This window comes from Corallococcus sp. BB11-1, from assembly GCF_026626625.1.
GTDB classification, from domain to species: Bacteria; Myxococcota; Myxococcia; order Myxococcales; family Myxococcaceae; genus Corallococcus; species Corallococcus soli.
The window spans coordinates 1-14,072 of sequence record NZ_JAPNJY010000031.1 but is presented as its reverse complement, the minus strand read 5'-3'; the positions used below and the strand labels follow the sequence as shown (position 1 = coordinate 14,072).

Sequence of the window (14,072 nt, the reverse complement as noted above, 5' to 3'; positions counted from 1 at the left end):
TCGGGGCCGGCGAGGGAGGCGAACGTCCAACTCCCGTCAGCGGACGGCGCTACTGCGGGCGCATGAGGAAGTCGGCAACGCGCAGGGCCCAGGCCTCGGCGGAGTCCAGCTCCGAGCGGGCGTCGGCGAAGCGGTCCAGCGACGCGTCCGACCCATCCCGCGCGAAGACGGCTTCGTTGTACGCCTTCTGCGCGTTGCCCAGCCACTGGCTGGCCCGCATGCGCAGCCAGGAGGCCACCTGCGGAGTGTGCTCCACCTGGTGGAGGTCCAGCTCCGAGGGGTGGATCTCCGCCGACTCTCCCTGCTTCTCAAACTCTGGCATCTCGTTCATGTCCGGATGGTCGACACGGACCCAAGAGCTAGCACCCGACCCGCCTGGACGAGACAAACGTTGATGGTGAGCAGTTGGCGGCGTTGGAATCTTCGCTGCTTGACGGAACGGGGCCCCTGGAGGCTGTTCAGACAACGCCATCCCAGCCGTGGTCATTCCGGCGGAAGGCGTCCCGGAGGGCGTGGACGTGGGCTTCGGGCAGCGCGCCCTGCTCCAGCGCCCGCGCGTTGGCGCGCAGGTTGTCCAGCCGCGTGGTGCCCACGATGCAGGTCGCGACGCCGGGCGCGTACGCGGCGAAGCGCAGCGCCAGCTCCGGCCAGTCCGGCCCCTCCGGGCGCACGTCCATGCGCCGCATCCGGTCCCAGTATTCGCCCACGTCGTGGGAGGACGGCCGGTCGTGGTGGCGCCACGGGGCGTTGGCCAGGGGCCGCTTCGCGATGACGCCCACGCCGCGCGACACGGCCTTCGCCACGCCGTGGTCCAGCGAGCGCTGGTCGAAGAGGTTCACGGACGTCTGCACCACCGCGAACACGCCCGTCTCCAGCGCGGCGTCCAGGCCCGCGTTGTCACCCGAGTACGCGGCGGCGCGCACCTTGCCCGCCTCCACCGCGCGCGTGAGCGCCTCCAGAAGGCCGGGCCGGCGCAGCACGTCCGGCGGGCACGAATGGAAGTGCAGCACGTCCAGCACGTCGGTGCGCAGGCGCTGGAGGGCCAGGTCCACGCCGCGCGTGATGCACTCGGGCGTCCAGTCCTCCACGCCGGGCACGCCGTAGCCGCACTTGGTGGACAGCACGAACTCCCGGCGCCGCGAGGCGAGGTGTCGGCCGATGCGCTCCTCGGACGCGCCGTAGCTGGGCGCGGTGTCGATGAGGGTGACGCCCGCGTCCAGCACGCCGTGGAGCAGCGCGCCCGCGTCGGAGTCACTGAGCGCTTCGCTGCCCACCGGGCCCGCGCCGAAGCCGAGCGCGGAGACGGTGAGGCCGCTGCTTCCCAGGGGGCGCTGCATCATCGCTTGGGGCCTTCGCCACGCGCCGCCAGGTCGATGAAGCCGCGGATCCAGATGAGGTTCACGGTGTCGCACGCGTCGCGCGACGTGGGCGTGGTGGTCTCCAGCGCGGCGGTGTACGGCACGCCCTGGCGCGTGTACCAGTCGGTGACGCTGCCGTCGTGGAAGACGACGAAGCCGTTCTCGTCGGCGAAGCTGTTGTCGTCCACCTTGCGGCTGCGCACCACGGTGGCGTGCGCGGCGCAGGCCTCCATCATCGGGACGTAGGCGGCCTTGTCCCCGAAGGTGTACGCGTACGTGGCGACGCCGCCCAGGTAGTTGTCCTGGTGGATGTCGAGCGCGGCGTCGGGAGGCGGGAAGCGGGCCAGGTCGGCCCTCACCGCGCGCGTCTCCTTGGGGCCGCCGTCGTACAGGGCCCAGCGCAGGATGGGCGGATCGCCGATGAGCTCCCCGCGCCACTCGCCGGGGGCGATTTCATAGCGCATGAAGTCGTTGTTGGGGTGTTCGCCGCTGCGGTTGTAGCGCGTGCCGTCCTCGAAGCCGGAGGGGTTGATGCACGGGTAGACGCGCAGGCCCACGCCCTTGGACTTCGCGTAGGCCACGACGTCGGGCAGGTGCTGGGCGAGCGTCAGCGGACCGGCGGGTTCCTCGCCGTGGAAGCCGGAGGTGATGACGAGCCAGCGTTCGCCAGGGACGATGAGGCGGAAGAGCGGGTAGTCGCGCCCGCCTTCGTGCACCTGTCCGTATTCGGTGAGTTCACCCAGGGAGGCATGGGCACGGATGCGTCGAGCGTAGTCGGTGTAATCCACCGTCCGACCATAGCCGCCCGGGCAGGCCCTGCCCACGCTGGCGCAAGGGCCGCCGAAGAGAATGTCAGCCTGAGCGCAACCCCAACGGCCCGTCCCGGGAAGAGGACGGGCCGCCGGTAAAGCCGGCGCTACTTCTGGCCGGTGCGTTCGCGGTACTCGGTGGCCAGCTCCTGCCGCTGGGCCGGCGTCAGCGTGCGGTGCATCTCCAGCACGGCGTCGGTCGCCTTGTGGGCGAAGGCGCGGAAGGCGTCGATGCGCGAGTCCACCAGCGCGTGCAGCTTCGCGGCGTCGGGCGTCGGGGATTCGAGCTGGGCCAGGGCCTCCTTGCGCACGGCCTGCTGTCCCACCATGAGCTGCTGGCCTTCCGCGAGCAGGCGGTCCTTCACGGCGTGGATGGACGAGCGCTGCGCTTCGGTGGCGTCCAGGTCATCCAGCTTGTCGTCCAGCTTCCACGTCACCATCTGCTTGATGCGCTCCGGATCCGGTGAGCCGTGGTGACCGCGGCCGCCGAAGCCGAAGCCGGTGAGGAGGGTGACGGCGACGACGGCGGTACCGGCGATGACGAGCTTCTTCTTCATGGCGTGGTGTCTCCAGGCGTGGGGTTCGTTTCCCGCTTCGTGACTGGAGCCAATATGCAGACCGCTCATTGCGTGGGTTTGCATGGGACGTGAAGTAGTGTGAAGCCAGCCGCGAGGCCCGGTTCGACTTGGAATGGCGTGGGCACTAACGTCGCGCGCCATGGATTTCCAGCCCGAACCTTCCTCCACCCAGGACACTCCGCCCGCGCCCGCCTCCCCGGAGCGCCCCCGGGTGTGGACGGTGTTCCTCGCGTTCGGGCTCATGTTGGTGACGCTCCTCGTCGGGGGCACCCTGTTCGCTGGCATCGCGATGGCGCTGGAGATGGCGCGGACCGGCGTGAAGTCCCCGGACGCCGCGGCCATGGCGGCCATGATGGAGCAGATCAAGTTGTTGCCGTGGCTGCACGTTGCGGGCGTGATGCTGTCGAGCCTCGTGGGGCTGGGCGTCGCGCTCATGGGCGGGTGGCTCTCCCCCCGCCCGCTGCGGGAGCGGCTGAGAACCAGGCCGGGCGTGTCCCTGCCTGCCTGGGCCTGGGGGGCCGCGCTGGTGGGCTGCTTCGCGCTGGGGCAGGCGATGGAGAGCCTGAGCGTGCTCGTGGGTGTATGGGATTGGACGTCGTCGCTGAAGGGGTTGCAGGCCACCAGCCAGGGGTCGCTCGGGACGTTCGCGTTGCTGATGTTCTTCGGCACGCTGGTGGCGGGCACGGGGGAGGAATTGTTCTTCCGGGGCTACGTGCAGACGCGCCTGGTGGAGCGCTGGGGCCCCTGGGCCGGCATCGCGGGGGCCGCCACGCTCTTCGGCTTCATGCACCTGGACCCCATCCACAGCCCCCTGGCGCTGGTGCTGGGCGTGTATCTGGGCTGGCTCGCGGAGCGCACCGGCAGCGTGCGTCTGCCCGTGTTCGTCCACATCCTCAACAACGCGGCGTCCTTCCTCCTGACCCGCTTCGCGCCGTCCGCCCTGGAGCTGCCGACCTCCATGCACGCGGCGCTGCTCGTCGTGTGCACCCTGCTGACGGTGGGCGCGGTGATGCTGCTGCGTCGGACCGGGGCCTCCCCGGTGGAGCCCCAGGCGAGGACCGCGATCGTCGGTCCTTGATGGCGCTGGGCGGGGCCCTCTCTCACGCGACAACGACCCTGATGCTCACCGAGGGCTGGCGCCACGCCTGCTTCACCCCTTCAGCCAGAAGTAGTCGTCCCCGCTGGCCAGCGCCTCCTCCAGGAACTCGCCGAAGGACGAGGCAATCTGTTTCACCTCGGGATAGGTCTCGTGAAATGCGTCCAACATCGGATAGCGCCCGCCCACCTGCTGGGCGACATCCACGAGCACGTAGTCGCCATCCTGGAGGTAGAGCAGCGTGTACCAGGAGGCAGCCCCGTAGGTGTCGCTGTCCTCATGGCGCATTCTGACTCGCGCACGCTCGATCTCCGCCAGGGGCAGGATGCGATAGTTCGGGTCCTGGTCGCGCGGATCGAAGAGGGTCGCGCCATCGCAGTGCAGGTAGAAGGCGCGCAAGTCCGGGTCAAGCATCCAATTCACGCGCGATTCAAACGCCGCAAGCTGCGCGGCTGTCGCAGGGGGATTCGGGTAGTGGTGCCGGGTGATTTCGACCAGCAGGCGCTCGATGGGCGTGGGCATGGGCGCGGTCCTCAATCTGAATAGGGATGGTCCGGGCCTACGGCGCGCCATCGCCCCCCGGGCGCGTAGCAGGCGGGGTACTCAGTGGTGAAGACGTCATGCACTGCCTTCGGTACGGGGAGCACGTTGCCAGGTGCCACGGGCTCCCCTCCGTGCGCGAGGTCGAAGATGTGGTGTCCCGGCCAGGCATCACCACTCCTCGGCCAGTCGCCGTACTCGCTCGCCCAGTCCCTTCGGAACGACTTGCGCGCGTTGTTCCACGCCTTCCTGCGGGCCTCCAGGTCCGCCACCTTGGGGTAGTCGCAGCAGCAGTGGGTGATGGCGAGCCGCCCGCCGGCCTCCGCGGGCATCAGCATGAAGCGGCCCTGCCAGTCGCCCTTGATGTCGGCGAGCCACATGCAACCCATGAGCGCGTGGCCCTGGGCTGCGCACTTCGACTCGCAGCGGGCCATGAACGCGGCGCTGCACTGCCAGGGCCCGTAATAGATGGTGGTGCGCACCTGGCCACCGTCCGGACTGGCGACGATCGGGCTCACCCACTTCGCGGATGCGGGGGGGCCAACGGTGCCGAGGGTGGCGGAGCCGCAGCTCACGAGGACGAGGAGGGCAGCACTCGCGGCGCCTTGAACAGGGGGAATGGCTGTCACGGGAAACCATGACAGCACGATCAACGCGGCGAGTTAAGTCATGACTGCGAGGGTGCATTCAACCGGTGCGCACCATTCCCTGCATGACATTGGCTCCGCATGCGGCATGGGACCCGCTTCTGTCTTCGGCCTGCTGAAGGCCCTGGGCGGCATCGCACCCGCGAAGCGCCAGCTCCGTGCGGGCCCTCAGTGGATGACCGGGCTGCGCGCTTCTCCGGAGGCATCCGGCAACTCCGCGGCCAGCTTCGCGCGCATCGCGGTCACCACGTTGGGGAAGTCCCCGGCCACGTCGCGCTTCTCCTCGGGGTCCGTCACCACGTCGAAGAGCTGTAGCACCACCCCGTCCGGCGTGGGCAGCTCCAGCAGCTTCCACCGGCCCAGGTACAGGCCCCGGTGCCGCGCGCGCAGCACGGTGCCTTCCCATTCGGGCTTGAGTGAAATCTCTCCAGTGTCCGGCTCCACCGTGGCCGTCTCGTAGATCCACGGGTAGGGGACGCGCACGGTCTGGTACGGCTGTCCGTCGCGGTCGCTGAACCACAGGTCCGTTTCGATGAGCGCGGGCAGGTCCGGCAGCGGCCGGGGCTCCGGTCCGGGCTTCACCAGCGACGCGAGCGAGCGGCCTCGGAAGGACTCCGGCGCGCTCACGCCCAGGAGCTCCAGCAGCGTGGGCGCCACGTCCAGCGAGCGCGCCCGCTGCGTCACCGCGCGCCCTTGTGCCACCTGCCCGGGCAGCCGCACCACGAAGGGGATGCGCAGCGCCGCGCGGCCCCACAGGTGGTCGCCGTGGCCCAGCCCCAGGCCCGCGTCCTCCAGGTGCTCCCCGTGGTCCGACACCAGCACCACCAGCGTGTCGTCCCACCGCCCGCGCCGCTCCAGGTCCTGGCGCAGGCTCCCCACCAGGCTGTCGAAGGTCCGCACCCCCGCGTCGTAGTTCGCCCCCAGCGCCGCCACGTCCTGGGGCGTGATCGTAGGCGCCTGGGGATCCACCTCCATCCTCGGCGTCGCGCCGAACCGCCACGGCCCCCGGTAGCCCCGCTCCACGAACCGGCCCTCCTGCGGCCACGGCGCGGCGTAGGGGAAGTGCGTGGACGATGCGAAGACCACCAGCGCGAACGGCGCGTCCTCCGGCAGGCCCGCCAGCGTGCGGCGCACCCGCGCCCGCAACGGGGCGGGGTCGGTCAGCTCCGGGAACTGGCCCCGCTCCGGAAACAGCCCCGGCGCCAGCGACGTCCACGGCAGCAGCGCCACGTTCATGATGAGCATCCGCTGGCGGACCAGGTCCGGGAAGCGGAAGTCCGGCGCGGACACCTGGTGGAAGCCGTACTCGAAGCGGGAGAAGTGGTCCCCCGCGTAGTCCGCCACCACGGCCGTGCGGTAGCCCTGCTCCGCCAGCACCGTGGCCAGCGTGGTGAGCTTCGCCTCGCGCGCCTCGGGCCCCACCAGTGTGTGCACCACCGGGTGCTCGCCCGCCCACTGCGACGTCAGCAGCGTCGTCCACGACGGCGCGGTGCGCGGCACCTGCACCACCGTGTCGTCGAAGCGCGTGCCCTCCGCCATCAGCCGGTCGATGTTGGGCGACGTGGCCCGCGAATACCCGTTGCCCGACAGGTGGTCCGGCCGCAGCCCGTCCGACGCCAGGATGAGCAGGTTCGGCCGTGGCGATGCGGACGTCTCCGCGCCGCGCGTCCGCGCGAGGCCCAGGCCGGTGAACCCCACCACCACCGCCGCCACCGCCATGCCCCCCATCACGCTGCGCCAGCGCGGCGCCATGACCAGCCACCGCGTCACCACCGCCAGCACGCTCAACACCGGCAGCACCAGCGCCGCCGTGTACCAACCCGAAGGCTGCGTCCCGCTCACGCCCCGCAGCAGCGCCGCCGTCACCTCCGAGCGCCCATACAGCGTCGCCGCGTAGACGTGCGGATGGTGCGCCATGTCCCCCAGCACCAGCATCCCCTCCACCACCAGGCACCCCAGGCCGCTCCCCCAGAACACCGCGCGCCGGCCCCGCTCCGCGGCCCACAGCCCGGCCCCCAGCAGCGCCCCCAGCCCCAGCCCCACCACGCAGTACGCCGCGAGCAGCCGCGCCACCTGCCACAGCACCACGGAGCGCCACTCGGTCCACACCCAGTCCGTGACGATGCGGCTCTCGTTCCCCTGGTAACCCAGTTGCATGTTCAGCAGGGCACAGAGCGTGTAGAGCACCAGGAAGACGAGCAGGCCTGCCCGGCAGCCCAGCAGGAGGGCTCGGGGAAGCGTCGGTGGACGGGCGGTGGTGGCGGGCATCCTGGGGCAGCGTGGGCACGAATCCCACGTCCGGCATCCCGCGATGCGCCGGACTGCCCACGCCTGGACGACCGGGGGCCTGGATTCCGCTCCGGGTGTTGCCCCGGGCCGGATTTCCGGGCCCCGCTTCACTCGCAGACGGCCGAAGACCGGGGGGCCCGTCACTGGACTGGCGAGCAGGGGTTGCGGGCTCTAGTGTTCAGGCGCCTCCCTCTTCACCCCGGGAACCTGACGCCCATGTCCTTTACCCACCTTCACCTCCACACCCTCTATTCGCTGCTCGATGGGGCGATCCGGATGAAGGACCTCATCAAGACGGTGAAGGAGAAGGGCATGTCGAGCGTGGCCGTCACGGACCACGGCAACATGTTCGGCACCATCGACTTCTACAAGAAGGCGAAGGACGCCGGCATCAAGCCCATCCTCGGCCTGGAGGCCTACGTCGCGGGCCCCAAGGGGCGCGAGGACCGTTCGGAGAAGGTGGCCCACCACCTCATCCTCCTGGCGAAGAACGAGGAGGGCTACGCGAACCTGCGCTACCTGTCCTCCACCGCGTACATGAACGGGTTCTACTACCACCCGCGCATCGACAAGGAGGTGCTCGCCAAGCACAGCAAGGGCCTCTTCGGGCTCACCGCGTGCCTGGGCGGTGAAGTGACGAGCGCGTGCTTCCGCGGCGACATGGACCACGCCCGCCGCGCCGCCGGTGAGTACAAGAACATCTTCGAGCCCGGGCAGTTCTTCCTGGAGATCCAATCCAACGGGATGCCGGAGCAGGACAAGGCGAACGAGAACCTCAAGCAGCTCTCGCGGGACATGGACATCCCGCTCGTCGCCACCGCGGACGCGCACTACATCAAGCGCGAGGACGCCCGGGCGCACGAGCTGCTCATGTGCATCGCCAGCGGCAAGACGCTCGCGGACAGCAAGCGCCTGCGCCACTCCACCGACAAGCTCTACGTGACGAGCCCCGCGGAGATGCTGGAGTTCTTCAAGGACACGCCCGAGGCCGTCCACAACACCCAGCGCATCGCCGAGCAGTGCAACGTGGAGCTGAAGCTGGGCAAGCCCATGCTCCCCACGTTCAAGGTGCCGGACAGCCACACCCCGGACTCCTTCATGGCGGAGCTGTCCTACGAGGGCCTGCGCCAGCGCTTCGAGGAGCTCAAGCACCAGTACCCCATCGACCACCAGCAGTACAAAGACCGCCTCACCCTGGAGCTGGGCGTCATCCAGCGCATGGGCTTCAGCGGCTACTTCCTCATCGTCCAGGACTTCATCAACTGGGCGAAGAAGCAGAACATCCCGGTGGGCCCGGGCCGAGGCTCCGGCGCGGGGTCGCTCGTGGCGTACGCGCTGCGCATCACCGACCTGGACCCCATCCCGTACAACCTCCTCTTCGAGCGCTTCCTCAACCCGGAGCGCGTGTCGATGCCGGACTTCGACATCGACTTCTGCCAGGACCGGCGCGACGAGGTCATCAAGTACGTGGGCCGCAAGTACGGCGAGATGAACGTGGGGCAGATCATCACGTTCGGTTCGCTCAAGGCCAAGAGCGTGCTGCGCGACGTGTGCCGCGTCTTCGGCCTGCCCTTCAGCGAAGGCGACCGCATCGCGAAGCTGGTGCCCGAAGTGCTCAACATCTCCCTGAAGGAGGCCATCGAAATGGAGCCTCGCCTCAAGGAGATGATCGAAAAGCCCGCCAACATCGGTGAGGTGGAGGGCAACCCCGTCACCACCAAGGACGTGCTCGAAATCGCGCTCGCGCTGGAGGGCCTGCACCGCCAGCCCGGTATGCACGCGGCCGGCGTCGTCATCGCCGACAAGCCCCTGTGGGAGTTCGTGCCCGTCTACTCGCCCCCGGGCGAGAAGATCCTCATCACCCAGTTCGCCAAGGACGAGGTGGAGGCCGCGGGCCTGGTGAAGTTCGACTTCCTGGGCCTGAAGACGCTCACCGTCATCCAGCACGCGCTGGACCTGGTGAACCGCAACCACGGCAAGGACATCAAGCGGCACGAGATCCCGCTCACCGACGAGAGCATGTGGGCGCTGATGGCCAAGGGCGACACGGCCGGCGTCTTCCAGATGGAGTCCAGCGGCTTCACCGAAATGGTGATGAAGCTCAAGCCGTCCTGCTTCGAAGACGTCATCGCCGCGGGCGCGCTCTACCGCCCGGGTCCGCTGGACGCCGGCATGGTGGACGTCTTCATCAACCGCAAGCACGGCCGGGAGAAGGTGTCGTATCCGCACCCGAACCTGGAGCCCGTCCTCAAGGACACCTACGGCGTCATCGTGTACCAGGAGCAGGTGATGCAGATTTCGCAGGTCCTGGGTGGCTACACCCTGGGCCGCGCGGACCTGCTTCGCCGCGCCATGGGCAAGAAGAAGGCCGAGGTCATGCAGGCCGAGCGCGCCGGCTTCATGGAGGGCTGCAAGGCCAACAACGTGGACCTGAAGGTCGCGGGCGAAATCTTCGACCTGATGGAGAAGTTCGCCGAGTACGGCTTCAACAAGAGCCACTCCGCGGCGTACGGCCTGGTCACCATCCACACGGCGTGGCTCAAGGCCCACTACCCGTGCGAATTCATGGCCGCCCTTCTCACCAGCGAGAAGGACAACACGGACAAGGTGGTGAAGCACATCGGCGAGGCCCGCGAGTCGGGCACGCAGGTGCTGCCGCCGGACGTGAACCAGTCCGACCTGGCCTTCGGCGCGGTGGAGGGGAAGATCCGCTTCGGTCTGGGCGCCATCAAGGGCGTGGGCGAGGGCGCCATCGAGTCCATCCTGGAGGCGCGCAAGGAAGGCCCCTTCAAGAGCCTCTTCGACTTCTGCGAGCGCGTGGACGGCCGGCGCGTCAACCGCAAGGTGCTGGAGGCCCTGGTGAAGGCGGGCGCCTTCGACTTCGAGAAGCGCCCCCGCGCGCAGCTCTTCGAGACCATCGAGCGCGCGATGAACCGCGGCTCCGCCAGCCAGAAGGACAAGGCCGCGGGCCAGAGCTCCCTGTTCGGCATGCTCTCCGGCCCCGCCGCCGCTGGCACCGGCCTCAAGGACGACTACGCGGCGGTGGATGAGTGGCCGGAGAAGGAGCGGCTGGCCTTCGAGAAGGAGTCCATCGGCTTCTACGTGTCCGGCCACCCGCTGTACCAGTACGAGAAGGAGCTGAAGCGCTACGCGCGGCCCATCACCGCCGTGCAGCGCGCGCGCCGCGACGAGAAGCTCACCGTGGCGGGCATCATCACCGTGCTGCGCGAGCGCCCCACCAAGACGGGCAAGCGCATGGCGTGGGTGACCATCGAAGACCTGTCCGGCTCCACGGAGCTGGTGTGCTTCCCGGGCAAGGACGGCACGCGCAACGTGATGGGCAAGGACGGCAAGTGGTCCAAGCAGGGGCCCAAGCCGGGCTACGAGCAGTGGGAGCACCTGCTCAAGTCGGACGACCCCATCCTGGTGACGGGCACCGTGCAGATTTCGCAGCGCGACGAGAACACGCCCACCGCGGAGCTCATCGTCGACGACATCCAGAGCCTCAAGTCCGTGCGGGAGAAGCGCACCAAGCGGCTGGAGCTGCGCCTGCCCGCGGAGATCGTCACCGAGGAGCGGCTGGCGAAGCTCAACGAGCTGGCGAAGAAGTACGCGGGCGCCACGCCGGTGGCCGTGAGCGTGCTGTTCCCCGGTGAGGCCGAAGCGCACATCGCCGGCACGACGCTCCGGGTGCAGGTGAATGACGACTTGCTGCTCGCGGTGGACAAGCTCTTCGGGCAGAAGGTCGTGGAGTTCGGCTGATTTGAAAGAAGGAGCGACTCCATGGCGGATGGCGTGTTCAGGGACGGGCTGCTCAAGGGCAAGACGGCCTTCATCTCCGGTGGCAGCAGTGGCATCAACCTCGGTATCGCCACCGCGTTCGTGAAGGCGGGCGCGAAGGTGGCCATCAACGGCCGCAACGTGGAGAAGCTGGAGGGCGCGGTGAAGGGCCTCCAGGCCCACGGCACCGCCATGGGCGTCGCCGCGGACGTGCGCGACTACGCGTCCGTGGAGAAGGCGCTCCAGCAGGTGAAGGACGCGTACGGTGAAATCGACGTGCTGGTGTGCGGCGCGGCCGGCAACTTCCCCGCGCCCGCGCTGGGCATGTCCTCCAACGGCTTCAAGGCGGTGATGGACATCGACGTGCTGGGCACGTTCAACGTGTCGCGCGCCGCCTTCGAACACCTGCGCAAGCCGGGCGCGTCCGTCATCACCATCTCCGCGCCCCAGGCCTACCTGCCCATGGCCATGCAGGCCCACGTCTGCGCCGCCAAGGCCGGCGTGGACATGCTCACCCGCGTGCTCGCCATTGAATGGGGCGGGGCGGGCGTGCGCGTCAACGCCATCACCCCAGGCCCCATCGAAGGCACCGAGGGCATGAGCCGGCTGGCGCCGTCCGTGGACTCACGGCAGAAGCTGGCCGAGGCCCTGCCGCTGCAGCGCTTTGGCACCCCGGAGGACATCTCCCGGCTGGCCCTGTTCCTGTCCTCCGACGCGGCCTCCTTCATCACCGGCGCCATCATGGTGTGCGACGGCGGCCAGTCCCTGCTGGGCGGCGCCGCGCTCCTCCAGGCGATGAACAGCTGAGCTTCTTCGGTTGAGCTGAAAGGGGCGGCCCGCGTTCGTGGGGCCGCCGGATGTCTGCTAGAAAGCTGTGCAGCCCCGCGCAGGCACTCCATGCCGCGCGGGGTCTGCCCGCTGGACGGAGACATCCATGTCCTCCCCCCGTTTCGAGGTGCTCGCCCGCTGCCTGGGTTTGAGCGTGCTGTGTCTGGGTCTGTCGCTGGGGTGTAGCGAGCCCGGCGTTTCGCCTTTGCCTCCACCCGTGGTGGAGGGCGTGGTGGACGCGGCGGCCTCCACGGTGGTGGTGGACCGGCCCACGGGCGTGCTCGCGAACGGCCAGGACGCAGCCGCCGTCACGGTGACGGTGCTGAGCAAGGACGGCTCGCGGATGCCCGGGCGCGCGGTGACGGTGACGGTGGAGGGGGAGGGCGCCTCCATCGCGGTGCAGGCGGAGCTCACCGGCATCAACGGCGAGACCGTCGCGAAGGTGGCGTCGACGACGACGGGCGTGAAGACGGTGAAGGCGTCGGTGAAGGACCTGAACGGGAAGACGGTGCCGCTCACCGCCACCGCCACGGTGGAGTTCATCGACCCCACGGCCACGCGGCTCGCGTTCAGGCAGGCCCTGCCGGATGGCGTGGCGGGCGTTGCGCTGGGCGGCCTGGAGGTGGTCCTCCAGGATGCCAGCGGGCAGCCCATCACCGACGGCACGGCGGACGTGACGCTGTCGCTGGGCTCCGGGGGCGTCGTCTTCCCGGAGGGCCTGCTGACGGTCACGGCGGTGGATGGCGTGGCGCGCTTCCCGGACGTGGTGCTGAAGCGGGCGGGCGCCAACTACCACTTCATCGCGAGCGCCCCCGGCTTCGAGCCGGCCTCAAGCACCTTCTTCAAGGTGGTCCCCAACGTCCCGGCGACCCTGGCCTACAACACGCTGCTGGAGTCCGCGGTGGCGGGCGTGGCGCAGGACCTCCAGGTGACGGTGCAGGACGCGTACTTCAACACGGTGACGGACTACACGGGCACGGTGACGCTGACGTCCACGGACTCCGCCGCGAGCCTCCCCGCGGCCCATGCGTACACGGCCGCGGACGCAGGGCAGCACACCTTCGCGGGCATCACCTTCCAGACCGCCGGAAGCCAGCGGCTCATGATTGACGACGGCACGAGCGCCATCGCGTTCACCCTGCATGTGGAAGTGGCCGCCGGGCCTCCCGCGAAACTCGTCTTCACGCAGCTGCCCACGCCCGTGTCGACGCGCGCGCCCCTGGGCACCGTGTTGGTCCAGTTGGAGGACGCCTTCAGAAACGTGGTCCGGGTGAGCACGCCGACGGTGAAGCTGTCGCTGCCCCAGGCGGGCTTCACGCTGGCGGGCACGACGGAGGCGGTGCCGGTGGACGGCGTCGCGACGTTCACGACGCTGAGCGTGGCGGGCCATGGCCTCACGCACCTGGTGGCCTCCGCGGACGGGCTGCCGGACGCGAGCAGCGCTGACATCGAGGTGGTGGACGACGTGCCGCCCGCGAAGCCGGTGCTGACGCAGACGGCGGCGACGGAGACGGGCCTCACGGTGCAGTGGACGGGCGTGGGCGATGACGGCACCCAGGGACCGCTGACCGCGCAGGAGCTGCGTTACGCCACGGCGCCCATCGATTCGGACGCGGCCTTCGAGGCGGGGACCCTGGTGGACAGCGGCAGCCCGGTGCCTCCGGGCTCGGTGCAGTCCGCGACGCTGACGGGCCTGGCGGTGGGCACGACGTACCATGTGGCGCTGAAGGTGACGGACAAGCGGGGCAACGCCACGCGGTCGGACAGCCTCACTGTGTCCACGGTGAATCCGCAGGTGACGCAGCTGGCGTTCGTGTCGCAGCCGGCGGGTGGCAGGGCGGGCACGGCGCTCGCGGACGTGCTCGTGGCGCTCCAGGACGCGCGTGGCGACGTCGTCACCACCGCCAGCTCGGTGGTGACGCTGACGCTGACGGGGCAGCCCTCCTTTCCGTCGGTGGCGGTGGCGGCGGTCAACGGCGTGGCCACGTTCCAGGGGCTGCGCGTGGACACGGCGGACACGTTCACGTTCACCGCCACCGTGGGGGCGCTCAGCCTGGAGAGCCAGTCCTTCACCATGGGCGCGGGGCCGGCGGCGGAGCTGGTGCTGTCGCACTTCAACGACCCGGTCGACGCGGGCAGCGCGCAGG

Annotated in this window: 11 protein-coding genes; 4 read left to right on the top strand and 7 right to left on the bottom strand. The window is 69.6% G+C overall.

The annotated features are described in order from the left end of the window. Positions 1 to 49 precede the first annotated feature (49 nt). From OV207_RS26100 to OV207_RS26085, 4 genes are all read right to left on the bottom strand, one after another. Positions 50 to 331, bottom strand: a complete 282-nt coding sequence (locus OV207_RS26100; protein ID WP_267557813.1) for a FruA-associating protein, FapA — start codon at positions 329 to 331, stop codon at positions 50 to 52. 127 nt (positions 332 to 458) lie between these two features. Beyond that, positions 459 to 1,340, bottom strand: a complete 882-nt coding sequence (locus OV207_RS26095; protein WP_267557812.1) for an aldo/keto reductase — start codon at positions 1,338 to 1,340, stop codon at positions 459 to 461. Then, a complete protein-coding gene (locus tag OV207_RS26090; RefSeq protein WP_267557811.1) occupies positions 1,337 to 2,146 on the bottom strand; it encodes a hypothetical protein in 810 nt (269 codons plus the stop codon). Before OV207_RS26090 ends, OV207_RS26095 begins: the two co-directional genes overlap by 4 nt. 128 nt (positions 2,147 to 2,274) lie before the next feature. Then, on the bottom strand, positions 2,275 to 2,724 hold the full coding sequence (locus OV207_RS26085) for a Spy/CpxP family protein refolding chaperone (RefSeq protein WP_193349224.1): 450 nt from the start codon (positions 2,722 to 2,724) through the stop codon (positions 2,275 to 2,277). 160 nt (positions 2,725 to 2,884) lie between these two features. Here OV207_RS26085 and OV207_RS26080 point away from each other — a divergent pair, with 160 nt between their 5' ends. Continuing rightward, complete coding sequence (locus tag OV207_RS26080) at positions 2,885 to 3,823, top strand: CPBP family intramembrane glutamic endopeptidase (protein ID WP_267557810.1); 939 nt, start codon at positions 2,885 to 2,887, stop codon at positions 3,821 to 3,823. A gap of 72 nt (positions 3,824 to 3,895) precedes the next feature. Here OV207_RS26080 and OV207_RS26075 read toward each other — a convergent pair whose 3' ends face one another. The 3 genes from OV207_RS26075 to OV207_RS26065 form a co-directional block, all read right to left on the bottom strand. Then, entirely contained in the window at positions 3,896 to 4,363 is a 468-nt protein-coding gene (locus tag OV207_RS26075; RefSeq protein ID WP_267557808.1) for an SMI1/KNR4 family protein, read from the bottom strand. Positions 4,364 to 4,374: 11 nt separating this feature from the next. Then, positions 4,375 to 4,899 (bottom strand): hypothetical protein, encoded by a 525-nt coding sequence (locus OV207_RS26070; RefSeq protein ID WP_267557806.1) that lies wholly within the window; start codon positions 4,897 to 4,899, stop codon positions 4,375 to 4,377. A 297-nt stretch (positions 4,900 to 5,196) separates the two neighbouring features. Beyond that, positions 5,197 to 7,296 carry a sulfatase gene (locus OV207_RS26065; RefSeq protein WP_267557804.1) on the bottom strand — a complete coding sequence of 700 codons (2,100 nt, stop codon included), beginning with the start codon at positions 7,294 to 7,296 and terminating at the stop codon, positions 5,197 to 5,199. Positions 7,297 to 7,533: 237 nt separating this feature from the next. Between OV207_RS26065 and dnaE the strand changes: the two genes are divergently transcribed. The 3 genes from dnaE to OV207_RS26050 all read left to right on the top strand — a co-directional run. Further along, positions 7,534 to 11,079 (top strand): DNA polymerase III subunit alpha, encoded by a 3,546-nt coding sequence (dnaE, locus tag OV207_RS26060; protein ID WP_267557803.1) that lies wholly within the window; start codon positions 7,534 to 7,536, stop codon positions 11,077 to 11,079. A gap of 21 nt (positions 11,080 to 11,100) precedes the next feature. After that, positions 11,101 to 11,904 carry an SDR family oxidoreductase gene (locus OV207_RS26055; RefSeq protein ID WP_193349228.1) on the top strand — a complete coding sequence of 268 codons (804 nt, stop codon included), beginning with the start codon at positions 11,101 to 11,103 and terminating at the stop codon, positions 11,902 to 11,904. 127 nt (positions 11,905 to 12,031) lie between these two features. Beyond that, the coding region (locus OV207_RS26050) for an Ig-like domain-containing protein (protein WP_267557802.1) at positions 12,032 to 14,072 on the top strand (2,041 nt) is incomplete at its 3' end.

What these genes read in the sequence shown, in the direction of transcription:
- OV207_RS26075 (WP_267557808.1), bottom strand. Translation starts at nt 4,363, where the DNA reads ATGCCCACGCCCATCGAGCGCCTGCTGGTCGAAATCACCCGGCACCAC.
- OV207_RS26095 (WP_267557812.1), bottom strand. Translation starts at nt 1,340, where the DNA reads ATGATGCAGCGCCCCCTGGGAAGCAGCGGCCTCACCGTCTCCGCGCTC.
- OV207_RS26080 (WP_267557810.1), top strand. Translation starts at nt 2,885, where the DNA reads ATGGATTTCCAGCCCGAACCTTCCTCCACCCAGGACACTCCGCCCGCG.
- OV207_RS26055 (WP_193349228.1), top strand. Translation starts at nt 11,101, where the DNA reads ATGGCGGATGGCGTGTTCAGGGACGGGCTGCTCAAGGGCAAGACGGCC.
- OV207_RS26100 (WP_267557813.1), bottom strand. Translation starts at nt 331, where the DNA reads ATGAACGAGATGCCAGAGTTTGAGAAGCAGGGAGAGTCGGCGGAGATC.
- dnaE (WP_267557803.1), top strand. Translation starts at nt 7,534, where the DNA reads ATGTCCTTTACCCACCTTCACCTCCACACCCTCTATTCGCTGCTCGAT.
- OV207_RS26085 (WP_193349224.1), bottom strand. Translation starts at nt 2,724, where the DNA reads ATGAAGAAGAAGCTCGTCATCGCCGGTACCGCCGTCGTCGCCGTCACC.
- OV207_RS26065 (WP_267557804.1), bottom strand. Translation starts at nt 7,296, where the DNA reads ATGCCCGCCACCACCGCCCGTCCACCGACGCTTCCCCGAGCCCTCCTG.